Here is a 22,834-nt window from a genome sequence, read left to right on the forward strand (position 1 = left end):
AGTCGATAGGCTCGAAAGCCTGTGGAGACCCGGTAAGACCACTCCGGTGGCGCAGGTCGGCGAAGCAGGAAGCCGCAGGAGTGTCGCATGCGCGGCACAGGCTGGATCTTCGGCGTTCACGCCGGAGAGCACGTCAAGCTGGCGCGCACTCCGGCCCCGTCCGGAGTGATCGGCCGGTTCCCGGAATGAGGGGACGGGCTGTTGACGTTGAATTCGTCAGAGCGGTGCTCCTGAGGCATACTGGGAGCACCCACCCGATCAGGTGAAGTACATATGTGCTTCGCGGGTCGGGTATCCTTCACGGGCCGGGTCGTTTCATCCGGCTCAAAGGCGGAGTAGCTCAGTCAGGCAGAGCAAACGGCTCATAATCGTTGTGTCGCCGGTTCAAGTCCGGCCTCCGCTACTGCCCCTCCCCAGGTCACCGACCTGGGCATGGGTATGTCCTAGTCCCAAACGTAGAAAGGCACTCCCACGTGGCTGCCACCGACGTTAGGCCGAAGATCACGCTGGCCTGCCAGGAGTGCAAGCACCGCAACTACATCACGCGGAAGAACCGGCGCAACGACCCGGATCGGCTTGAGCTGAAGAAGTACTGCCCGAACTGCCGCTGCCACCGCGCGCACCGCGAGACCCGCTAGCTCGTTCCCGAGCGCGGCTCGCCCGGCAGTACTGCCTGGCCACACGCACCACACAACCGGCGCCCCGGATCCGAGGCGCCGGTTTGTCGTGTGCACGTACCGGTCTTCCCGGTCGTGAACCGCCGCACCCGACGCCTGCGCCCTCCGGCGTGCCTCACGCGGCTCGGCACGTGCTGGCCTCCTTGGGGGTGCGGTGCCCGCGCCTCGGGGCATGCTCGTGCTCTCGGGACGTGCTGGCGACCTTGGGACGTGGCCGGCCCCAGGTCGTGGTGCGTCTCGATGTGGCTCGGTCCTGTGTCGTGGAGGGGACGGCACAGGCCGGGTCCGTCGGCAAAATCGCGGGAAAGCGCCGGCGACAGCCGAACGTTGTTCTGTTAGCGTCTGGCTCGACGGCGCAGCACATGCGAGGGAGCACAGATGGCCTTGAACCGTGACTTCGTCGGGCGCACATACGCGTCCAGCGCCCCGTACGAGGTCAGCCGGGTGAAGATCAGGGAGTTCGCGGCCGCGATCGGCGACGCCAACCCCATCTACCGGGACAGGGAGGCCGCCCGCGAGGCCGGGCATCCCGACGTGGTCGCGCCGCCGACGTTCCCCATCGTGTTCAGCCTCCAGGGCGGCAGCGAGGCGCTGGTGGACCCCGACCTCGGCCTGAACATCGCGATGGTCGTCCACGGCGAGCAGCGGTTCGAGTACACCCGCCCCATCTACGCCGGAGACGAGCTGGTGACCAGCTCCACGATCACCGACATCCGCAGCGCCGGCCGCAACGAGCTGATGACCATCCGCAGCGAGGTCGCCACCGTGTCCGGCGAGCCGGTCTGCACCACCTACAACACGATCGTCGAGCGCGGAGGTGCGGCCTGATGACCGCGACGGTGAAGTACGACGAGGTCGAGGTGGGCCAGGAGATCCCGGCCGCGGACTACCCGGTGCGGCGGGTCAACCTGGTCATGTACGCGGGCGCGTCGGGCGACTTCAACCCCATCCACTGGAACGAGCGCTTCGCCAAGGCCGTCGGGCTGCCCGACGTGATCGCGCACGGCATGTACACGATGGCGCAGGGCGGCCGTTTCGTCACCGACTGGGCCGGGGACCCGGCCGCGGTGGTGGACTACGGGGTGCGGTTCTCGTCGATGGTGGTCGTCCCGGACGACGACACGGGCGCCACGATCACGGTCAGCGGCGTGGTGGAGGAGAAGCTCGACGACAAGCGGGTGGTCGTCGGCCTGACGGCCCGCGCGGGCGACGCCAGGGTCCTGTCGAAGGCCCGCGCCGTCGTCCAGCTCGCCTGAGCGACCCCCGCGCCGCCCGACGACCGGGACGACTCCGCTCGTCCGAGTGGTCTCCTCGTCCCGTTGACCTGGGGGCGCGATGATAGGGCGGGCGGCTTCGGGGTAGCCGTGTGACCATGACCGAAGCTCCACACCACGTCACAGTCTGGCCCACGGTCCGTTCGATCCCCGTGTCCGCCGTGACCGACGACGCCCCGTCGCACCACCTGCGTCCCCCGAGGCCGCAGGACATCGCCGGCGGCACCGGCACCGGCCGCGACACCGCGGGGGGCGCCCGCCCGGGCGGCGCCGAGGCGGGCACCGCCGACCGTCCGGCCTCGGCAACGGGCGCGCGCGGCAACCCCGCCGCGGAGTTCGGCTTCTCCGGCGACCCGGCGCAGCACGGCGTCCCCGACGACGACCTCCTGCACGCCCAGCGCGTCTGGGACGGCACGCTGGCCGCCAACCGCCTGGACGCCCTCGGCGTCAACGCCGAGCGGCAGCGCGTGCGCACCGAGGACATCACGACCACTGTCGGCTTCGTCGTGGACGGTCACCCCGAGGACACCCGGCGGGCGCTCCAGTCGGTGATCGACCACACGGCGGCGCACGTCCTGGCCCTGGACCTGGGCGACGTGGACGGCGCGGGCGCGGTGCTGGGCGAGCTGGCCGCGCGCCATCCCGAGCGCGTCACGGCCTGGCGCGTCGAGGAGAAGCCGGCCTGGCGGGGCGGCACGGCCACGTGGGGCGAGTGCCTGGCCAAGCTGCTGCGCCTGGACACGGCCGAGGTGTTCGTCGTCATGGACGGCTCCGTCGTGCTGGAGGGTGACGCGATCACGCCGCTCGTCGCGGCGATCGACGACGGCGCGGTGGCCGCCGGGTGGACGGGGCAGGAGCCGGACGGCCGGACGTGGCGCGAGACCGATCCGGGAGAGGGCGGGAGGGAGGTCTCCGCGCTGGGTGGCGAGCTGCTGGCGGTACGGAGGTCGGCGGCCCTCGGCGACGCCCCTGAGGAGGCGCGTGACGGCACGGAGCTGTCCCGGAGCCTGCGCGGCGTCCGCGTCGTCCCGGCCGACCGCCTGCCCGTCCGCCGCCTGCGCACCACCTGACCCTCGGTCGCGGGCGGCCCTCGTCACCACCTGACCCTCCGTCGCGGGGCCCGGTATCTCCTAAGCTTGTGCCCCATGGAGATGCTCGCGCCGTACACCACGCTGGGCCTGGGCGGCCCCGCCCGCCGTTTCGTCGAGGCCGTCACCGCCGAGCAGGCGGTCTCCGAGGTGGCCGAGGCCGACCGGACGGGCGAGCGGGTGCTGGTGCTCGGCGGCGGCAGCAACGTCGTGGTGGCCGACGACGGCTTCGACGGCCTGGTCGTCAAGGTGGCCTCCAAGGGCGTGTCGGTCTCGCGCGACGGTGAGCAGGTGATCGTCACGGTCGAGGCGGGCGAGAGCTGGGAGCCGCTGGTCGCCCGCGCCGTGGAGGAGGGCTGGTCCGGGCTCGAATGCCTGTCCGGCATCCCCGGCCTGGTCGGCGCCACCCCCATCCAGAACGTCGGCGCGTACGGCCAGGAGGTCGCGCAGACCATCAGGTGCGTGCGCGCCTATGACCGCCGCACCCGGCACGTGGTCGACCTGGAGGCGCGGCAGTGCGGCTTCTCCTACCGCGACAGCGCGTTCAAGCGCGACCCGGGTCGCCACATGGTCCTGGCGGTGACGTACGCGCTGGACGTGTCCGGCCAGTCGGCACCTGTCGCGTACAAGGAGCTGGCCGGGCGGCTCGGCGTCGAGCCCGGCGAGCGGGTGCCGTTGGCGCGCGCCCGTGAGGCCGTGCTGGAGCTGCGGCGCTCCAAGGGCATGGTGATCGACCCGGCCGACCCCGACACCCGCAGCGCGGGCTCGTTCTTCACCAACCCGGTACTGAGCCGCGAGGAGGCCGCGGAGCTGGAGACCCGCGCGCCCGGCCACCCGCACTGGGACCTGCCCGACGGCTCCGTCAAGGTGCCCGCGGCCTGGCTGATCGAGCAGGCGGGCTTCCCCAAGGGCTACACCCGCGGCCCGGCCCGCATCTCCACCAAGCACACGCTGGCCCTGACCAACCCCGCGGGCGAGGCCACCGCGGCCGACCTGCTGGCGCTGGCCAGGGAGGTGCGTGACGGGGTGCTGGAGAAGTTCGGGGTGGCGCTGGTCAACGAGCCGGTGCTGGTCGGCTGCGCTCTGGACGGGGCCGCCGGATGAAGCGGGGCCCGGAATAAGGCACGTCCGGATGCTTGTTAGAGTTCTCCGGAAACACACCGAGGGGGAGTAGTCCCAATCGCGTGATCGACACACTGGCGCCGCGGCGCCCGGTCGCGCGGGCCTGAGACGGGCGGACGAGACCTTCGGCCTGGCAGTCGTGGACATGTACGTCATGCACCAAGACGCTGCCGGGCCGGAGTCGTGCCCGGAATCTCCCCCGGGCGGCCGCTCACGGTCCGGCCGCGCGGAAGAGGACCGTTGGAAGCTTTCTGGATCAGTCTCGCCGTCATCTTCGTGGCGGAGCTGGGCGACAAGAGTCAGCTCATGGCGATGACGTTCGCCACCCGTTTCAGGCCCTGGCCCGTGCTGGCGGGCATCACCGTGGCCACGGCCGTCGTCCACCTCGTCAGCGTGGCCGTCGGCGGCCTGGTGGGCGACGCGCTGCCCACCACCGCGATCTCGATCGTGGCCGGTGTCGCGTTCCTCGGGTTCGCCCTGTGGACGCTCAGGGGTGACGAGCTGACCGAGGAGGAGTCGCAGAAGGCGCAGCGCACCACCCGCCATGCGCTCATCGCCGTCACCGTCGCGTTCTTCCTGAGCGAGCTGGGCGACAAGACCATGCTGGCCACGATCACGCTGGCCACGCAGCACGGCTGGCTGGGCACCTGGATCGGCTCCACCGTCGGCATGGTCGCCGCCGACGCGCTGGCCATCGTGGTGGGCCGCATGCTGGGCAAGCACTTGCCGGAGAAGGCCATCAAGTACGGCGCCGCCGCGGCGTTCGCGATCTTCGGCGTCGTCCTGCTCGTCGAGCCGTTCGTCCAGCTGTAGCGGGGCTAGAGCGACAGCAGCGAGAGGCGGTGGGCCGCGGCGGCGGCCTCGCCGCGCGTCGTGACCCCCAGCTTGGCCAGAATGTTCGACACGTGGACGCTGACCGTCTTGGCCGAGATGAACAGCTCTTTGGCGATGTCGCGGTTGGTGCGCCCGAGGGCGACCAGCCGCAGCACCTCCAGCTCGCGCGGCGTGAGCAGCTCGGGCGCCGCCTGGTCGGTCTGCTGCGGCTGTGGCGCACCGACGCGGCGGCCCAGCGCGTCGATCTCCTCCAGCAGCGGCGCGGCCCGCAGCTCGGCCGCGAGCGGCCGGGCCAGCGCCAGCCGCGACGCGGCGCCCTCGCGGTCGCCGGAGCGGGCCGCGATCCCGGCGGCCCGCAGCAGGGCCTTGGCCTGGTTGTGCGGACGGCTGAGCCGCTCCCAGGCAGCCGCCGCGGCGTCGAAGTCGCGCGAGTACGACAGCCGGTACGCCTCGGCGACCGGCCCGCTCACTGTGAGGCCGGCGGCGATCTCCGCGGCCTGCTCGCGCACCGCGCGGGCCCGGGCCGGCTCGGCGTTTTCCATCGCGTCGCACACCACGGTCAGCAGGGCGAGCAGCCGCCAGCCGAGCATGGCCTTCGGCGACTGGGCGGGCCGCGCGAGCGTGCGCTCGGCGACCGCCAGCGCGGCGTCCGGCTCACCCCGCAGCAGGTGCCAGCCGATGTGCAGCCGCATGCTGTTGGTGATGTCCTGGACGAAGTCCTCGGGCCCGTCCGACAGCACGCCCGTCTCGCGCAGGATGCTCTCCACGACGTCCACCTCGCCCCGGCCGATGGCCACGTCGGCCCGTATCCGCAGCAGGTGGTGGCGGTTGCGCAGCACGGGGCCGAGGTTGAGCGCCCGCTCGACGGTGTCGAGGGCCTCGTCCCAGCGGCCGATCGCCACCAGCGTCTCGGCCATGTTGAGCAGGGTGAACAGCCCGGACAGCCGGACCCGGCCGTACTTCTTGGCCAGCCGCCAGCCCTCCTCGCCCAGCTGCAGCGCGTCCTGCCAGCGGCCGAGGTCGTTGAGCGTGTCGACGATGTTGCCGATCGCGCGGGTGATCACCCGGCCGGAGCCCTCCTCGCGGCCGATCTCCAGCGCGCGCTGGTTGGTGGCCAGCGTGGCCTCGGTGTCGCCCGCGAGCGAGTAGCCGAGCGCCAGGTTGAGCAGCAGCTCGGCCTCCTGGCAGCGGTCGCCGAGCTTCCTGGCCAGAGCCAGGCCCTCCTCGGCGAGCGCGGTGCCCTCCTCGGTGTCGCCGCGCAGCATGAGGTGCTGCGACATCAGCGTGATGACCTCGACGCGGGCCAGGTCGGGCTCGGGCACGAGGCTGAGCGCGTGGCGGAGCTTATCCACCACGTCGGTCTTCTCCTTGTAGACCTTGAGCTGGCCCCAGCGCACGAGGAGCTTGGCGACCCGGGCCGGCTCGCGCGTCTCGTCGAGCTGGGCCAGCGCCGCCTTGACGAACTTCAGGCCCCGGTCGATGTCGCCGCTGGCGCGCGCGGCCGCGCTGGCCTTCTCCAGCGCCGCGGTGTGGTCGGCGCCGATGCGCTCGGCCGCGTCGGGCACGCGGTCCCACAGCATGAGCACGCGTTCGAGCAGCGGGATGGCCTCGGTGTAGGCGAACGTGTGGAACGACGCGCGGGCGGCCTCCCAGGCGGAGATCAGCGCCCACTCGTCGTTGCGGGCGCCGTACCAGTGGTGGGCCAGCTCGACCTCGGCGCGGCCGGGCGGCACGAGCGTGCGGTCGCGGGAGATCTCCTCGGCGTAGCGGGCGTGCAGCCGCTGGTGCTCGCCGGGCAGCAGCTCGTCGTGGACGGCCTCGCGGATGAGCGAGTGGCGGAACAGGTAGGCGCGGCTGTCGGCGATCTGCAGCACGTTGCCGGCGATGGCGGGGCGCAGCGCGCCCTCCAGCTCCGGGTCGGACAGGCCGCTGACGGCGGCGAGCAGGGCGTGGCCGACGCGGATGCCGCCGGCGGCGGCGATGCGCAGCACGCGCTGCGTCTCCTCGGGCAGCCGCTCGACCGAGCCGAGGATGAGGTCCTGCATCGAGGACGGGAACGCGCAGTCCACGCCCGAGTCGAGCAGCGCCTCGACGAACAGCGGGATGCCCTCGCTGCGGTCGTAGACCTTCTCCACCTTCTGGTAATCGGGTGACTTGCCGAGGATTCCGCCCATCTGCTGCGCCACCTCGTCCTTCGACAGGCGGGGCAGGTCGAGCCGGAGCACGCCGCCGACCCGCCCCAGCTCGGCCAGCACCGGGCGCAGCGGGTGCTGGCGGTGCAGGTCGTCGGAGCGGTACGTCATGACGATGAGCACCTGCGGGGCGCTCAGGTTGCGGCACAGGAACGCGATCAGGTCGCGGCTGGACCGGTCGGCCCAGTGGATGTCCTCGATGAGCAGGACGATCGGCCGGCTCTCGGCCAGCCGCTCCAGGAGCGTGAGGATCTGCTCGAACAGGCGGGCGCGGCCGCTGTCGGTCTCGCCGTCGCCGCTGGGCTCGCCGAACTCGGGAAGCAGCCGGGCCAGGTCGCGTTCGGCCCCGTCGGGCAGTAACGCGGCCACCCCGGCGCGGCCGTGCTCGCGGACGAGCTGGCGCAGCGCGGCGGTGAACGGCGCGTATGCCAGGCCCTCGGCCGACAGTTCGACGCAGCCGCCGTACAGGACGAGGGCGCCGTCGCGGGCCGTCTGCTCGGCGAAGCGCTGGACGAGTCTCGTCTTGCCGACGCCGGCCTCACCGCCGAGCAGCACGGCCGTCGCGGCTTCTCGCCGGGCCTCTTCGAAGGCCTGGGAGAGGATCACCAACTCCTCGGCCCGTCCGACGAAGACGGGACTCACCGAACGGCCCAGCATGTCTTCCAGCATGTCATGCCCTTTGGTGAGCTTTCGCCGTATTTATTACGGATCGAGGGACGAAACGGTCAGTCACGAAGGCGCAGAGGCCCGGCCGCGAGGGAGGATGCGGCCGGGCTCTCGTGACGTGTTCATGAGGGGCGACGCTTGCCGAAGACCGAGCGGCGCTCGGACTTGTTGCCCTCCTCCGCCTCGCGTACGCGGCGGTGCTGGGCGGCGGCGGCGCGCAGCTCCCTCGCCTGGCTCTTCATGAGCTGGTATTCGATCTCGGGGTTCATGGTGTCTCCTGACTTGACCCACTTCTTTCTGACACCCTCTACTTTCCGGCTAAGGCCCACCCCGCCACATCGGGCGGATTCCCTATCTCCCGGGCCACTTTCGCCCCGGGGTACCTAGGCCGGGGCCCCGTATCGCCTTAGGCCGCCTTAGGCCGCCTTAGAACAGCCCTATCCGCACCTCAGAGCCGCCTTACGCCCCCTCACGAGGGTCCCGCCGCGATCCCGCGCGCGACCATCGGACACGAGCGGAAAGATCCGGTTTGGAGCTGGCCCGCGTGGTCGGCGATGCTGTGGAGGTGTCAACTATGACTACTTCGCTCGCGGACGTGGCCGCTTCCGGCGCGACGCTCAGAGCGTTCCTGCACGGCCTGCCCGGCGTCGACCGGGTCGGCGCGGACCAGCGGGCGGCGATGCTGGGCACCCGTTCCATCAAGACGACGGCCAAGGCACGGGCGATCGACCTGGCCATCTCGATGGTCGACCTGACCACTCTCGAAGGCGCCGACACCCGCGGCAAGGTGCGGGCCATGTGCGTCAAGGCAGTCCACCCCGGCGCCGGGGTCCCCCGCGTGGCGGCCGTCTGCGTCTACCCCGACATGGTGCCCGTGGCCGTGGAGGCCGTGGCCGGCTCGGGGGTGAAGGTGGCCTCCGTGGCCACGGCGTTCCCCAGCGGGCGGTCCTCCCTCGACGTCAAGGTGGCCGACACCGGGTTCGCCGTCGCCGCGGGCGCCGACGAGATCGACATGGTGATCGACCGCGGCGCGTTCCTGTCCGGCGATTACCTGAAGGTGTACGAGGAGATCGTCGCGGTCAAGGCGGCCTGCGGCGAGGCCCACCTCAAGGTCATCCTGGAGACCGGCGAGCTGGTCACCTACGACAACGTGCGGCGTGCCTCGTGGCTGGCGATGCTGGCCGGCGCGGACTTCATCAAGACCTCCACCGGCAAGGTGTCGCCCGCCGCCACGCTCCCGGTGACGCTGATCATGCTGGAGGCGGTGCGCGACTTCCGTGACCGCACCGGCCGCCAGGTCGGCGTCAAGCCCGCCGGCGGCATCCGCACCACCAAGGACGCCGTCAAGAACCTGGTGCTCGTCAACGAGGTCGCGGGCGACGACTGGCTCTCGCCCGACTGGTTCCGCCTGGGCGCCTCATCGCTGCTCAACGACCTGCTGATGCAGCGCGAGAAGCTGGCCACCGGCCGCTACGCCGGCCCCGACTACTTCACCCTGGACTGAGGATGGCGATGTTCGAGTACGCGCCGGCCCCCGAGTCGCGCGAGATCGTCGACCTGCGGCCGTCCTACGGGCTGTTCATCGACGGCGAGTTCACCGAGGGCTCCGGCACCCCGTTCAAGACCGTCAACCCCGCCACCGAGGAGACGCTCGCCGAGGTGGCCTGCGCCTCGGCCGACGACGTCGACCGGGCCGTGCGGGCCGCGCGCAAGGCGTTCGGCGGCTGGAGCGGCCTGCCCGGCTCCGAGCGGGCCAAGTACCTGTTCCGGATCGCGCGGATCATCCAGGAGCGGGCCCGTGAGCTGGCCGTGCTGGAGTCTTTGGACAACGGCAAGCCGATCCGCGAGTCGCGGGATGTGGACCTGCCGCTGGTGGCGGCGCACTTCTTCTACTACGCCGGTTGGGCCGACAAGCTCGGTTACGCCGGGTTCGGGCCGGACCCGCGCCCGCTGGGGGTGGCCGGTCAGGTCATCCCGTGGAACTTCCCGCTGCTGATGCTGGCCTGGAAGGTCGCGCCGGCGCTGGCGTGCGGCAACACGGTGGTGCTCAAGCCGGCCGAGACGACGCCGCTGACCGCGCTGCTGTTCGCCGAGATCTGCCGGCAGGCCGAGCTGCCGCCGGGTGTGGTCAACATCGTGACCGGGGCGGGGGAGACCGGCGCGGCGGTGGTGGCCCACCCCGAGGTGGACAAGGTGGCCTTCACCGGCTCGACCGAGGTCGGCCGGCTCATCGCGCGGACCGTCGCGGGCTCCGGCAAGAAGCTGACGCTGGAGCTGGGCGGCAAGGCGGCCAACATCGTCTTCGACGACGCCGCGATCGACCAGGCCGTCGAGGGCATCGTCAACGGCATCTTCTTCAACCAGGGCCACGTGTGCTGCGCCGGGTCGCGGCTGCTGGTGCAGGAGTCGATCGAGCAGGAGTTGCTGGCCGCGCTCAAGCGCCGGCTCGGCACGCTGCGGCTGGGTGACCCGCTGGACAAGAACACCGACATCGGCGCGATCAACTCCGCCGAGCAGCTTTCCAGGATCCGCTCGCTGAGCGAGGCCGGCGAGAGCGAGGGCGCCGAGCGCTGGTCGCCGGCGTGCGAGCTGCCCGAGCGGGGCTACTGGTTCCCGCCGACGCTGTTCACCGGCGTGGCGCAGTCGCACACCATCGCCCGGGAGGAGATCTTCGGGCCGGTGCTGTCGGTGCTGACCTTCCGCACCCCGGCCGAGGCGGTGGAGAAGGCCAACAACACCCCGTACGGGCTGTCGGCCGGTGTCTGGACCGAGAAGGGCTCACGCATCCTGTGGATGGCCGAGCGGCTGCGGGCCGGCGTCGTGTGGGCCAACACCTTCAACCGCTTCGACCCCGCCTCGCCGTTCGGCGGCTACAAGGAATCCGGCTACGGCCGCGAAGGCGGCCTGCACGGGCTGGAGGCGTACCTTGACGTGTGACCACCGCCGCGCCCGCCGCAGGGCGCGCCGCGCCCAGGCCACCCGGGACCACGCCTACGCCCGCGCCGGCCGGCCCGTACGCACCGGCTGGTACGCCCACCGCTGCGGCGTGAGCCGGTGCGGCCAGGTTTTCGTGCCGGTCGAGATGTCGCAGGAGATCACGTGGAGGGGACGCGGCGATGAGTAGGTTGGCCGTGCGCAAGACCTACAAGCTGTTCATCGGCGGGGCCTTCCCCCGCTCCGAGAGTGGGAGGTCCTACGCCGTGACCTCGCCCGACGGCGACTTCCTGGCCAACGCCGCCCGCGCCTCCCGCAAGGACGCCCGCGACGCCGTGGTGGCCGCGCGCAAGGCGTTCCCCGGGTGGTCCGGGGCGACGGCCTACAACCGGGGGCAGATCCTCTACCGGGTCGCCGAGATGCTGGAGGGCCGCCGCGCCCAGTTCGCCGACGAGCTGGGGCTCGCACGGACCGAGGCGCTCGCCTCGGTGGACGCCGCCGTGGACCGGCTGGTCTGGTACGCGGGCTGGTCCGACAAGATCGCCGCCGTGCACGGCACGGCCAACCCGGTGGCGGGTCCGTACTTCAACCTGTCGTCGCCGGAGCCGACCGGCGTGGTCGCGGTCGTCGCGCCCGCCGACCCGCTGCTGGGGCTGGTGTCGGTCGTGGCGCCCGCCGTCGTCACGGGCAACACGTGCGTCGTGGTCGCCTCCGAGCCGTCGCCGCTCGCGGCGATCACGTTCGCGGAGGTGCTGGCCACCTCCGACCTGCCGGGCGGGGTGGTCAACGTCCTCACCGGGCGGCAGGCGGAGCTGGCTCCCTGGCTGGCGGCCCACATGGACGTCAACGGGCTGGACCTGACCGGGGTGACGGACGCCGACCTGGCGCTGCGCTGCGAGCAGGAGGCGGCCGGCAACCTCAAGCGGGTCCTGCGGCCCACGCCGGAGCCCGCGGACTGGACCGCCGACCCGGGCCTGGCCCGCATGACGCGCTTCCTGGAGACCAAGACCGTCTGGCACCCCCTGGGCGTCTGAGCGGCCCCGTCGTCACCTAACCGCCTCGATCAGGAGGCCGGTGGGATGTTGTGGTTGAGGCGGAAGACGTTGGCCGGGTCCCAGACCGCCTTGAGCGCGGCCAGGCGGCGGTAGACGTCCGGGGCGTAGGCCCTGCGCACCTCGTCGGGGTTCGCGTGCTCGCCGTACAGGAAGGTGAGCGCGCGGCCCCCGGTGGACCACGGGGCCAGCGCCGCGCGCACCCGTTCGTGGACGGGCCGCACGGGAGCGGGGTCGGCGCCCGGGGCCAGCCGCGACAACAGGCCGGCGTGGAAGGCGGCGTCGCGGTTGCCGACCGCGTTGGCCGCCGGGCCGGGCCGTGACAGCGCCCCACCGAGGTGGCGCACCTCCACGACGTGGCCCGCCGCGGCCTCCTCCAGCGCGCCGGCCGCGTCCGGCGGCAGGTCCTCGAGCAGCGTGTGGGTCGCGTAGAACGCCACGGGCCCGGCGGGGTCGTCGTGGATGGAGCCCGACTCGGTGTACGGCATGACCCGCACGGTGTCCTTCAGCGTGGGGCCGAGCGCGCGCAGCCGCGTCACCAGCGGCTCGCCCTCCTCCGCCGGGCCCGCGTACGCGATGCGGACGTGGGCCACGCGGCGCCCGCGCAGCGCCTCGGGCACCTGCGGCGCGTCGGGGAACGGGATGAGCGCGACCGACGAGGTCATCTCCTCGGGCACCGTGTCGGTCCACTCCCGCCAGGCGGGCAGCACGCCGTCCACCCGGTCGGCGTCGAAGAACAGCGCCCCGCCGTACAGGCTCTCCACCGGTACGAGCCCGACCTCCAGGGCCGTCACGACGCCGAAGTTGCCGCGCCCGCCCACCAGCGCCCAGAACAGGCCGGGGTCGCTCTCCGGCGTCACGCGCCGCAGCTCGGCGTCGGCGGTCACCACCTCGACGGCGCGCACCTGGTCGGCGGCGTAGCCGTGGCGGCGCGCGAGCAGCCCGACGCCGCCGCCCAGCGAGTACGACACCGCGCCCACCGAGGGCGCCGAGCCGGACAGCGGGGCCAGGCCGTGCCGCGCCGCCTCCTCGATCACGGCCGACCAGCGCACCCCCGCCTCGATACGGGCCGTCGCCGTGTCCGGGTCCACCCGTACACCCGTCATCCGGTGCGTGCTGATGAGAAGGCCGCCCTCGGCCGGCACCGGCAGCCCGTGCCCGGTGGCCTGCACCGCCACCGGAAGGTCCTCCGCCACCGCGTACGCCACGGCCAGCCGCACGTCGTCCGCGTCCACCACGCCGGCCACGACGTCCGGCCGGTGCGCGGCGAGCGCCTGGAAGCCGGTCCGCTCGTTGTCGTAACGCTCGTCGCCCGGCCGCAGCACCGGGCCCTTCAGCTCCGTGATGTCCATGTGACCCATGCTGGAGGCCCTGGAGTCAGAAGTCCAAGAGATAGTTCTACTCCTGTCTATAATCGACGGTTATGGAACTTCGTCAGCTCGCGTACTTCGTGGCCGTCGCCGAGGAGGCGAGCTTCACCCGGGCCGCCGCCTCGCTGCACGTCGCCCAGCCCGGGGTCAGCGCGCAGATCCGCCAGCTCGAACGGGAGCTGGGCCAGCCGCTGTTCGACCGGTCGGCGCGCGCCGTCCGGCTGACCGCGGCGGGCGAGGCCGTGCTGCCCTACGCGCGGGCCGCGCTCAAGGCCGTGGCCGGCGCCCGGCAGGTGGTCGACGAGCTGACCGGGCTGCTGCGCGGGCACGTGGTGATGGGCGGAGTCTCCCTGCCCAGCGTGCTCGACGTGCCGGGGCTGCTGGCCGACTTCCACGACGCCCATCCGGCCGTCGAGATCACCCTCAAGGAGGCCGACCCGGAGACCGTGGTCCGCGACGTGCAGACCGGGCGGATGGACCTCGGGCTGTTCGGGCTCGGGCCGAGCGTGCCGCCCGGGCTCGACGTGCAGATCGTGGTGAGCCGGCCGCTCGTCGCGGCCGTGGGCCTCGACCACGAGCTGGCCGGGCGGTCCGGGATCGAGCTGGCCGACCTGGAGGGACGGCCGCTGCTCTGCCTGCCGCCGGGCACCGGGCTGCGGGCGGCCCTGGAGGACGGGTGCGCGGCGGCGGGGTTCCGGCCCCGGGTGTCGCTGGAGGCCAGCGAGCCGCTGGTGCTCGCCCGGCTCGCCGCCCGCGGCCTCGGGGTCGCCGTGCTGCCGGAGTCGGCGGTGAGCGGGGCCGAGGGCCTGGTGCACGTCATGGAGCTCACCGGGCCGCGGCTGCGCGGGCGCATGGCGATCGCGTGGCGGTCGGAGGGCGAGGTCAGCCCGGCGGCGCGGGCGCTCATCGACCACGCCAGGAGGACGCTGCCCGACCTGGGGCTCGACTGAGGCGGCCGCGCCCGAGAGGGCCTCGTCCACGGCGGCTCGACTGAGGCGGGCTCGGCTAGGGCGCCGGGGCCTGCCGGCAGACGGTCCCGGCCGGGGGAAGCTCGCCCGACACCAGGTAGTCGTCGATGCGGGCCGTGGCGCAGGCCGCTCTGAGGTAGGAACTGTGCCCGTCGCCGCCGTTCTCGTCGTTCACCAGGAGCCCGGAGCCGTGGATGCGGGACGACAGGCTGCGCGCCCAGGACAGGGGAGTCGCGGGGTCGTGGGTGTTGCCGACCACGAGCACCGGTGGGACGCCGCGGACGTTCAGCGGGCGTTGCGGGTTCGTGGGTGGGATCGGCCAGCCGAGGCAGCCCGCCGTCATGTCCCAGAACTCCGAGGTGCCCTTCATGTGCGGCGAGAGCTTCCGGACGCGGTCGAGCCGGGCGCGCAGGTCGCGGTAGCCGCTGATGCCGTGGGCGATGTCGAGGCACAGGATCGACCGGTAGGCCGCCGTGCTAGCCGGGTCGTCCAGGGCGGAGGCCCGGACGGAGGCGAGGATCCGGGCGTCGCCCTTCTCGGCCAGTGCTATGCCGTTGGCCAGGCCCTTGCCGTACTCGGGGAGCTGGTTGAGGAAGACGTAGGCGACGTAGCGCAACTCCTCGGCGGTCATGGGACGGCCGCCCTTGACCGGGATGGGCTCGCGCGCGGCCCTGGCCACCAGGTCGTCCCACACCCGCGCGACGTCGCGGCCGTGCAGCGCGCAGGCCGGCGTCCCGGCGCACCAGGCCGTGAAGCGTCCGAAGGAGTCCTCGACGGCGAGGGAGGCGTCGGCGACGAGCCGCTCCGAGCGGAGGCTGTGGTCGACGGCGCCGTCGAGCGCCATCGTACGGACCCGGTCCGGGAAGAGCCGCGCGTACTCGGTGCCCAGCATGGTGCCGTAGGACTTGCCGAGGAAGCTGATCCTCGACTCCCCGAGCGCGGCTCTGACCGCGTCGAAGTCGCGGGCGACGCTCGTGGTGTCGATCTCACGAAGCAGGGGGCCGGTGCCCGACAGGCAGCTCAGGCCGACGGCCCGGTTGTGCGCCACCAGCGCGCGGTACTGGGCGAAGGTCTCGGGGAACTGCGTCACGGCCGGGTCGTGGACGGGGCGCTCGCACGTCACGGCCGAGCTCTCGCCGACGCCCCGCGGGTCGACGCCCACCACGTCGAACCGGCGCAGCAGCTCGTCGCTGACGGCGTACTGGGGGTAGTCGCGCAGCAGCATCACGGCCTGGCCGCCGGGGCCGCCGGGGTTGAAGAAGAGGGTGCCGAGGCGTTCGCCGGTGGCCTTGCGGCGTACGACGGACAGCTTGATCGTGCGGCCGGCCGGGGATGCCCAGTCGAGCGGGACCTCGACGGTGCCGCACTCCGCCTGCCGCGTGCCACAGGGATGCCAGGAGACGGGCGGCGGAGCGGGCGTCGGGGGCGACGCCAGGAGAAGCGCCAGGAGGACATGTTTCACAGCAAGCCATGCTGTCCGCGTCACCGGATCACGGACATCAGCCGTCCGGCCGACCTGGCTCGGCCGTACGGCCGGGCTTAACTCCGCATTCCTCCCGAAAACGGGTATAAGTTCTCGCCGTGGGATCTACCGTGTCCGTCCCCCAGACGCGCACCATGAAGGGCGACGAGCTGTCCGCCGACGACGCGTGGGCGACCCTGCGCAAGTACGGCGCATGGCACCTCACGCGCGACTCGCTGGTCCGGTTCAGGTACGGCGACGGCATGAGCCACTCACGCGCGCTCGCCTTCCAGATCTGCCTGGCCATCATCCCCGGCGCCATCGCGCTGGTCGGCCTCAGCTCCGTCACCCACCAGGAAGAGCTCGGCCAGGTGCTCGAACTCACCCTGAGCCGCCTGGCCCCCGGCGACGGCGCGGCGGTCAAGGAGGCCCTGGGCAACGGGCACCACGCCCGGGACGCGCTCGCCCTGTGGCTGGGCCTGGCCACCACGATGGTGGCGCTGACCACGGCGATGGCGCAGTTCGAGCGAGGCGCGAACCGGATCTACGGTGTCGAGCGCGACCGGCCGTTCCATCGCAAGTACGCCAGGGCCGCCCTGCTCGCGCTGGTCGCCGGGGTGAGCATGATCACCGGCTTCACGGTCATGGTCGGCGGCGGGGCCATCGGCGAGGCGATGTCCGACGTCTTCGGCTGGGGCGGCGGGGCGCGGCAGGCGTACGCGCTCGTCCGGTGGCCGCTCGGCTTCCTGCTCGCGCTGGTGTCCACGGTCACCCTGTTCAGGGCCTCGCCGCGGCGCAGGCAGCCCGGACACAGCTGGCTCGCCTTCGGCGCGCTGGTGGCCCTGGCCCTGTGGACCCTCTTCACGCTGGCCCTGGCCCTGTACACGGCCAACAACAGCACCTTCGGCGCCACGTACGGACCGCTGACGGCGGTCATGGCGCTGCTGCTGTGGTCGTTCCTCAGCTCGATCGCGCTCTTCCTGGGCATCGCGTTCGCGGCGCAGCTCGAAGCCTGCCGGGCCGGCTGTGTCCCGCCCGCGCACCCCGACACGGGGCCCACGGCGGAGGAGGAGCGCGAACCCCTGGTCGGGGCGGTCGGCTCCGCCGCGATCACGACCGCCCGCCGCGTGGTCGCCATGCTGGGCAGGAAACGGCCCGGCAAGCCCTGACCCCGGTAGACGGCGGCCGGCCTCGGTCATGTCGACATGCCGGGCACTTGTCATGTGGACATGCCGGGCACGCGTCACGTGGACATGCCGGGCGGGCGGACCAGCGGGTGGGCGGCTTCGAGCTGCGCGGCCAGGCCGAGGAGCTGCGGCTCCCCGCCCGGTGGTGCGACGAGCTGCACGCCGATCGGCATGCCGGTCGAATGCGTCGCGATCGGCACGGCCAGGGCGGGCCAGCCGCACATGTTCCACGGCCCGGTCGCCGGGGCGAACCTCATGTTGGCCAGCGCGTTGCGGGCGAACCCGCGCTCGCGCCAGCCGCCGGCCGTGGGCGGCACGGTGGCCAGGACCGGGGTGATGAGCACGTCCGCGTCACCGAACCACTGGTCGGCCGCGTACGCCTGCCAGCGCGCCCGCCCGCGTGCCCCGTCCAGGCTCAGCGCCTTCAGCACCCGACCGCCACGCGCCAGCGCCCGGCTACGGCGGTCGAGCTCCGGCCCGCCGCCGGCGCCTTCAGCCCTGTTACCGGTCGTCCCGCCGGTCCCGCCGCCGGTCGTGGGGCGGGAGAGGCCGTCGACGGCCTCGGCGGCGCGCGACAGCCAGGCGGCCATGGTGGACAGCCCCAGCCAGAACGGCAGCCGGCGCTCGTGCTCCACGACCGTGTGCCCCGCCACCCGGAGCGTCTCGGCCGCCCCGCGCACCGCCGCCCGGAACTCCCGGTCCATCGGCAGCCCCGCCGGCAGCGGCTGCGGCGCGTACGCGATCCGCAGGTCGAACTCCTCCTCGGCCGGCGGCGCCGGCGGCTCCCACACCTCGTCCTCGCCCGCCCACACCGAGCGCAGCATCCGGGGCGCCGGCTCCCGCCGCCTGCCCGCGCGCCACGACTCGGCCAGCGCGGGGTCGGCCGCCAGCACCGACAGGGCCAGCGCCAGGTCCGGCACGTGCGCGGCCAGGGGGCCGTTCTCGCTCAGCCCGTCCCAGTCGTCGCCGGGCCGCGGCACCAGCCCCGCGCCCGGCTTCACGGCGAACACCCCGCAGGCCGCCGCCGGGATCCGCAGCGAGCCCATGCCGTCGTTGCCGAGGGCGATCGGCACCATGCCCGCCGCCACGGCCGCGGCGCTGCCCGAGGAGGAGCCGCCGGCCGTACGGGAGAGGTTCCACGGGTTGCGCACGGTGCCGTGGACGCTGTCGCCGAACCCGACGAGGCCCAGCTCGGGCAGGTTCGTCAGGCCGACCACGACCGCGCCGGCCGCGCGCAGCCGGGCGACGGTCTCGTGGTCGCGCGGCTCGGGGACCACGGCTGTCGCGGCGGAGCCGGCCCGCATGGCCTCGCCCGCGACCTCCAGGTTGTCCTTGACCGCCACCGGTACCCCGGCGAGCGGCAGGTCGGCGAGGTCGCGACGCCCGCCCAGCGCCCGCGCCTCCTCCACGGCCTGCTTCCTGACCCGCCGGAACGCGCCCACCTGCGGGTCGCGCCGCGCGATCACGTCAAGATGCTCCTCGACGACCGCCTCGGCGCTCACCTCGCCGCGGCGCACGGCGGAGGCGATCTCGACTGCGGATCTTCCGGCCCACGACATGCCTAGAAGTGTGCAACGTCCGGCCTCCGGTGGCGAGGTCTCTTTCTGAGGTGATTAGTCTCGGCACAATGAACGGAGCCTCCCTCGCCACCGGCCAGCGTTCGCTGGGCGACCCGTCCGTCACGTTCCCGCTCTGGCCGCCGCAGGTGCGCGGCTGTCCCGAGACCAGCACGGCTGAGATCGCCTACCCGGTCGAGGTGGACTACGCCTACGAGGACGTGGACACGGCGCTGTTCGCGCAGGCTCCCGGGCCCGACCTGGCGCGCTGGGCGCCGCTGCTGCCGCCGCTGCACGCGCCGACGCTCGGCGAGGGCGGCACGCCGCTGCTGGAGCTCGACGGACTGCCCGGCGTGTACCTCAAGGACGAGTCGCGCAACCCCACCTGGTCGCACAAGGACCGCCTCAACCGGGTCGCGGTCAGCGCCGCCGTGGGCGCCGGCGCCCCCGGCGTGGTCGTCGCCTCCTCGGGCAACCACGGCGCCTCGGCCGCCGCCTACGCGGCCCGCGCCGGGCTCCCCGCGATCGTGCTCGCCTCGGCGGAGGCCCCGCCCGCCGTGCAGTCGTTCGTCCGCGCGTACGGGGCGAAGGTCCTGACCCTGCCGGCCGAGGACCGCTGGCCGCTGATGCGCCGGATCGTGGACCGGTACGGCTATCACCCGGTCAGCAACCTCACCGTGACGCATACGGGGCACCCGTTCGGGGCCGAGGGGTACAAGACCATCGCGTACGAGCTGTTCCTGCAGCTCGGGCGGGTCCCGGCGGCGGTGTTCGCGCCGACGGGGTACGCGGAGATGCTGTACGGGGTGTGGAAGGGGTTCGCTGAGCTGCGCCGGCTCGGGGTCACGGAGACGGCGCCGCGTGTGTACGCCTGCGAACCGGCCGTGGGGGCGCCGCACGCGCGGGCCCTCGCGACGGGGAGGCCCGCGGCGATCGTCGAGATCGGGCCCACCGGCGCGTACGGCATCGCCTGCGCGGTCGGCGGCCACCGGGGCGTGCGCGCGGTCCGCGACAGCGGGGGAGAGGCGGTGCCCGTCACCGACGACGAGCTGCGCGCGGCCCGGGACCTGCTGGCCCGGCAGGGACTGTGGCAGGAGCTGTCGGGCGCCGCCGGGCTGGCGGGCTACCGGAGGCTGGGGCGTGAGTTCGACGGGCCGGTGGTGTGCGTGGGCACGTCGAGCGGGTTCAAGGACCTGGAGACGGGACGGGAGCGGGTCCGGGTGCTGGAGGACGTGGACCTGGACGACGTGCTCGGCGGGGTGGGCGCCTGACGCGCGCCCACGTCCCGGACCCGGCGGCCCGTTCCCGGCGTTTCCGTGGACGGACGGAGAGGCGCCCCGCGGAGTTCTCGGCGGGTCAGCTGCGGAGCCAGATCCTGAGCGGGCCGGTCGGGGTGAAGCCGTGGCGCTCGGCCGGGGCGGTGTCCGTCTCGTAGCCCACCAGGGCACGGCCCGGGAACAGCCGGGCCGCCTGGGCGACCGTCCCGGCCCATGCCGTGTCGTCGTCGCAGCCGCCGGTCGCGAAGACGTTGGAGACGCCCACCGCTTCGCCCGTGAGGGTCAGCACGCCGCCGCACACGACCTCGCCGTCGCGCCGGCCGTACAGGATGGCGGCCTCCTCCAGCAGCGACGGCGGGAAGAGGCCGTCCGCGCCGCCGCCGAAGCAGGCCCGCTCCCACTCCCGCAGCTCGGACGCGGCGCGCACCCGCTCCCAGACGACGTCCCCGGCGGAGTCGGGGGGCGGGGCGGGCGGCCGGTGGATCCAGCGCGCCTCGAACAGCACGTGGAAGCCGTGCGGCGCCAGGTCCAGGGCGGCGAAGCTGTCCTTGACCGAGGCGCCGGGGCCCGCGTCGATGCCGCCGAGCACGCCGTCCTCGATGGCGGCGGGGGAGAGGGTGACGGCGTCGGGGTAGTAGGGCGGGGTGCGGCGCGGGTTGGTCCAGGCGTGGGCGGTGAAGCGGCCGGGCAGGCCGTGCGCGCGGCACATCGCGTCACACCAGGCCGCGTTGTCGCGTGCCGCTTCGCGGACCACGGCGGCACGGTCCACGCGTGTCCGGCTTTCCCGCGGGTCCAGGTGGTCGGCGTTCACGTGGGTCACGTTCTCCTGTTCGTGCGGCTCGTGGGGGGCGCGGTCAGCGGGTCCTCCGGCCAGGGGTGCCGGGGGTAGCGGCCGCGCAGCTCCGCCCGTACCGCGCGGTAGCCGTCGCGCCAGAACGACGCCAGGTCGGCCGTCACCGCCACCGGACGCCCGGCCGGGGAGAGCAGGTGCACGAGCAGCGGCACCCCCGCGACGGCCGGGGCGGAGTCCCAGCCGAACAGCTCCTGGAGCTTGACCGCGAGCACCGGTCGCTCCTCCGAGTAGTCGACCCGGACGCGTGAACCGCTGGGCACCTCGACGCGCTCCGGCGCGACCGTGTCGAGCCGCTCGCTCCACGGGACCAGGCGGAGCAGGGCCGTGGCCACGTCGATCCGCTCCAGGTCGGCGCGGCGGCGGGCCCTGGACAGCTCGGGCTCCAGCCAGCGGTCGGCCAGGGCCGTCAGGGCGTCCATGCCGGGCCCGGCGCCGCCCACGTCCGGCCACGGATCCCCGGCGGCGCGGTGGCAGAACGCCAGCCGGGCGCGTACCGCCCGCGCCTCCTTCGTCCAGGTCAGGACGTCCTCGGTGCGCAGGCCGTGCAGCAGGGCCTCGCGCACGTCGGCGTCGGGCAGCGGCGCCGACGACAGCTCGATCGCGCCCAGCCGCTCGACGACCCGCGCGGCGACGTCGCCGCGCCGCTCGCCCGGGGGTACGCGCCAGGCGACCTCCTCCTCGGTCGTGACGGGATGGGCGAGCCGCGCGGTCGCCTCGTCGATCTCCACGGCCTGCCGTACGCGCGCCGACGCCGAGCCGGTGGGACGGTCGGCCACCGCCACGGCCAGCCACGGCGCCCGGGCGAGTCTCGACCCCTCGCCGAGTGCGGCGGCCGTGCCGGAGGCCATCAGGTAGCCGCCGCCGCGCCGCCTGGCCACCCGTTCGGGGAACGCCAGAGCGACCACCAGCCCGGCGAACGCGTCATCCGCCAACCCGCCACCGGCCCCGCCGTCACCGGCGCCGCTGCCGGGCATGGCGCCGACACCGGACACGCCGCCCTTGGCCGGGCCGCCCTCGGACGCACCGCCGTTCCCGGGTGCGAGTGACCTCGACAGGCGTTTGACCTCCTGTCGCCAGCGGGAGGCGAAGGCGTCGCCGCCGCGGCGGGCCGAGCGCCAGACCTCCACCAGGTCGTCGCCCGCGTCGCGCGGTAGTTGCTCCGACAGCAGGGCGACCACCTCGGCGGCGCGCGGGCCGGCGTCGAGCAGCGCCCGCGCCAGCCGGGGGTGCAGGCCCAGCCGGGCCATCCGCCGGCCCCGGGCGGTCACCCGGCCGCCGTCGAGGGCGCCCAGATCGGTCAGGATCGCGGTGGCGGCGGCCATCGCGGCGGGGGGCGGCGGGTCCAGCAGCGCCAGGGCCGCCGGGTCCGTCACGCCCCAGCAGGCCGCCTGGAGGGCGAACCCGGTCAGGTCGGCGAGCGCGATCTCGGGCCTCGGATGGTCGGCCAGCCGTCCGTGCTCGGCCTCGGTCCAGCAGCGGTACACGGTGCCGGGAGCCTCGCGGCCCGCCCGGCCGGCGCGCTGGACGGCGGCGGCCTTGGAGACGCGGACGGTCGTGAGCGAGCCGAGGCCGCGGGCGTGGTCGGTGCGCGGCTCGCGGGCCAGGCCGGAGTCCACCACCACGCGGACACCCGGCACGGTCAGGCTCGACTCGGCGACCGACGTGGCCAGCACCACCCGGCGCCGGGACCCGGGCGACAGGACGGCGTCCTGCACGCGGGCCGGCGCCTGGCCGTGGACCTGGAGGATCTCCACGCTGTCCGTGAGGCCATGCAGCCGGCCCGCCACCCTGGCGATCTCGGCCGTGCCGGGGAGGAAGCACAGCACGTCCCCTTCGCGTTCGGCCAGTGCCCGCCGTACGAGCTGGTCCACGTGCGCGAGCAGCGCCGGATCGACGCGCATCCCGTGGGGCGGGGCGAGCGGGCGGGCCGGCGGCGCCCAGACGGTCTCCACCGGGTGGGGCGTGCCGGACGCCGCCACGACCGGCGCGCCGCCGAGCAGCCGGGACCAGGGCGCGGCGTCGGCCGTGGCGGAGGTGGCCAGCAGGCGCAGGTCGGGGCGGAGCGTCTCGCGCACGTCGAGGAGGAAGGCGAGCGCCGTGTCGGCGTCCAGGTGCCGCTCGTGGCACTCGTCCAGCACGACGACGTCGGCGCCGGGCAGCTCGGGGTCGTGCTGGAGGCGCTGGAGGAGCAGACCGGTGGTGACGACCTCCACTCTCGGGTCCGCGCCGGTGTGCCGCTCGCCGCGGATGGCGTAGCTCACCCCCATCCGGCGGGCCGCCGCGCGGACGGCGAGCCGCCGCGGCTCGGCCACCAGCACGCGC

20 protein-coding genes and 1 tRNA gene are annotated in these 22,834 nt (G+C 73.8%); 14 read left to right on the plus strand and 7 right to left on the minus strand.

The genetic code is table 11. The features are described 5' to 3' along the window. Positions 1-329: 329 nt before the first annotated feature. The 7 genes from AB0H81_RS06310 to AB0H81_RS06340 all read left to right on the plus strand — a co-directional run bounded on the left by AB0H81_RS06310 (position 330) and on the right by AB0H81_RS06340 (position 4,974). Positions 330-403 (plus strand) — tRNA-Met (locus AB0H81_RS06310). 70 nt (positions 404-473) lie between these two features. Continuing rightward, entirely contained in the window at positions 474-638 is a 165-nt protein-coding gene (rpmG, locus tag AB0H81_RS06315; RefSeq protein WP_019632658.1) for a 50S ribosomal protein L33, read from the plus strand. Positions 639-1,055: 417 nt separating this feature from the next. Next, positions 1,056-1,505, plus strand: coding sequence for a MaoC family dehydratase N-terminal domain-containing protein (locus AB0H81_RS06320; RefSeq protein ID WP_358370010.1), 450 nt, complete (start codon positions 1,056-1,058; stop codon positions 1,503-1,505). After that, on the plus strand, positions 1,505-1,933 hold the full coding sequence (locus AB0H81_RS06325) for a MaoC family dehydratase (protein ID WP_358370013.1): 429 nt from the start codon (positions 1,505-1,507) through the stop codon (positions 1,931-1,933). Before AB0H81_RS06320 ends, AB0H81_RS06325 begins: the two co-directional genes overlap by 1 nt. A 170-nt stretch (positions 1,934-2,103) precedes the next feature. Continuing rightward, entirely contained in the window at positions 2,104-3,021 is a 918-nt protein-coding gene (locus tag AB0H81_RS06330) for a hypothetical protein (RefSeq protein WP_358370016.1), read from the plus strand. Positions 3,022-3,102: 81 nt separating this feature from the next. Further along, the gene (locus tag AB0H81_RS06335; RefSeq protein WP_358370058.1) at positions 3,103-4,143 is read left to right on the plus strand and encodes a UDP-N-acetylmuramate dehydrogenase; all 1,041 of its coding nucleotides are present in this window, start codon (positions 3,103-3,105) and stop codon (positions 4,141-4,143) included. Positions 4,144-4,401: 258 nt separating this feature from the next. Then, a complete protein-coding gene (locus AB0H81_RS06340) occupies positions 4,402-4,974 on the plus strand; it encodes a TMEM165/GDT1 family protein (protein ID WP_358370019.1) in 573 nt (190 codons plus the stop codon). A 5-nt stretch (positions 4,975-4,979) separates the two neighbouring features. Here AB0H81_RS06340 and AB0H81_RS06345 read toward each other — a convergent pair whose 3' ends face one another. Together AB0H81_RS06345 and AB0H81_RS06350 are read right to left on the minus strand one after the other, a co-directional pair. Next, positions 4,980-7,856 (minus strand): AAA family ATPase, encoded by a 2,877-nt coding sequence (locus AB0H81_RS06345; protein WP_358370021.1) that lies wholly within the window; start codon positions 7,854-7,856, stop codon positions 4,980-4,982. Between the two features lie 119 nt (positions 7,857-7,975). Further along, entirely contained in the window at positions 7,976-8,122 is a 147-nt protein-coding gene (locus tag AB0H81_RS06350; protein ID WP_358370024.1) for a hypothetical protein, read from the minus strand. 305 nt (positions 8,123-8,427) lie between these two features. Here AB0H81_RS06350 and deoC point away from each other — a divergent pair, with 305 nt between their 5' ends. From deoC to AB0H81_RS06370, 4 genes are read left to right on the plus strand one after another with little or no spacing between them, the layout of a single operon-like run. Continuing rightward, complete coding sequence (gene deoC, locus AB0H81_RS06355; protein ID WP_358370027.1) at positions 8,428-9,357, plus strand: deoxyribose-phosphate aldolase; 930 nt, start codon at positions 8,428-8,430, stop codon at positions 9,355-9,357. Between the two features lie 8 nt (positions 9,358-9,365). Next, complete coding sequence (locus tag AB0H81_RS06360; RefSeq protein WP_358370061.1) at positions 9,366-10,790, plus strand: aldehyde dehydrogenase family protein; 1,425 nt, start codon at positions 9,366-9,368, stop codon at positions 10,788-10,790. Then, on the plus strand, positions 10,780-10,977 hold the full coding sequence (locus AB0H81_RS06365; protein WP_175595187.1) for a hypothetical protein: 198 nt from the start codon (positions 10,780-10,782) through the stop codon (positions 10,975-10,977). Before AB0H81_RS06360 ends, AB0H81_RS06365 begins: the two co-directional genes overlap by 11 nt. Continuing rightward, positions 10,970-11,821: an aldehyde dehydrogenase family protein gene (locus AB0H81_RS06370; protein WP_358370030.1), complete on the plus strand. Its 852-nt coding sequence runs from the start codon at positions 10,970-10,972 to the stop codon at positions 11,819-11,821. Before AB0H81_RS06365 ends, AB0H81_RS06370 begins: the two co-directional genes overlap by 8 nt. 29 nt (positions 11,822-11,850) lie before the next feature. Here the strand turns inward: AB0H81_RS06370 and AB0H81_RS06375 are convergent, their stop codons facing one another. Beyond that, a complete protein-coding gene (locus AB0H81_RS06375; RefSeq protein WP_358370033.1) occupies positions 11,851-13,191 on the minus strand; it encodes an FAD-binding oxidoreductase in 1,341 nt (446 codons plus the stop codon). Positions 13,192-13,262: 71 nt separating this feature from the next. Between AB0H81_RS06375 and AB0H81_RS06380 the strand changes: the two genes are divergently transcribed. Further along, positions 13,263-14,159: a LysR substrate-binding domain-containing protein gene (locus tag AB0H81_RS06380; RefSeq protein WP_358370035.1), complete on the plus strand. Its 897-nt coding sequence runs from the start codon at positions 13,263-13,265 to the stop codon at positions 14,157-14,159. A gap of 55 nt (positions 14,160-14,214) precedes the next feature. On the opposite strand, the gene AB0H81_RS06385 is transcribed toward AB0H81_RS06380, so the two are convergent. Then, complete coding sequence (locus tag AB0H81_RS06385; protein ID WP_358370037.1) at positions 14,215-15,639, minus strand: alpha/beta hydrolase; 1,425 nt, start codon at positions 15,637-15,639, stop codon at positions 14,215-14,217. Positions 15,640-15,758: 119 nt separating this feature from the next. Here AB0H81_RS06385 and AB0H81_RS06390 point away from each other — a divergent pair, with 119 nt between their 5' ends. Further along, positions 15,759-16,808: a YihY/virulence factor BrkB family protein gene (locus tag AB0H81_RS06390; protein ID WP_358370039.1), complete on the plus strand. Its 1,050-nt coding sequence runs from the start codon at positions 15,759-15,761 to the stop codon at positions 16,806-16,808. Positions 16,809-16,882: 74 nt separating this feature from the next. On the opposite strand, the gene AB0H81_RS06395 is transcribed toward AB0H81_RS06390, so the two are convergent. Continuing rightward, positions 16,883-18,385, minus strand: a complete 1,503-nt coding sequence (locus AB0H81_RS06395; protein ID WP_358370042.1) for an amidase — start codon at positions 18,383-18,385, stop codon at positions 16,883-16,885. A 68-nt stretch (positions 18,386-18,453) separates the two neighbouring features. Here AB0H81_RS06395 and AB0H81_RS06400 point away from each other — a divergent pair, with 68 nt between their 5' ends. Continuing rightward, positions 18,454-19,653 carry a pyridoxal-phosphate dependent enzyme gene (locus AB0H81_RS06400; RefSeq protein ID WP_358370045.1) on the plus strand — a complete coding sequence of 400 codons (1,200 nt, stop codon included), beginning with the start codon at positions 18,454-18,456 and terminating at the stop codon, positions 19,651-19,653. An 85-nt stretch (positions 19,654-19,738) separates the two neighbouring features. Here the strand turns inward: AB0H81_RS06400 and AB0H81_RS06405 are convergent, their stop codons facing one another. Then, positions 19,739-20,479, minus strand: coding sequence for a hypothetical protein (locus tag AB0H81_RS06405; protein WP_358370048.1), 741 nt, complete (start codon positions 20,477-20,479; stop codon positions 19,739-19,741). Beyond that, a partial coding sequence (hrpB, locus tag AB0H81_RS06410) for an ATP-dependent helicase HrpB (RefSeq protein ID WP_358370051.1) occupies positions 20,476-22,834 on the minus strand: 2,359 nt, incomplete at its 5' end. The genes AB0H81_RS06405 and hrpB, both read right to left, overlap by 4 nt.

Origin of the sequence: Nonomuraea sp. NPDC050691 (genome assembly GCF_040654455.1) — a bacterium.
Taxonomy (GTDB): Bacteria; Actinomycetota; Actinomycetes; order Streptosporangiales; family Streptosporangiaceae; genus Nonomuraea.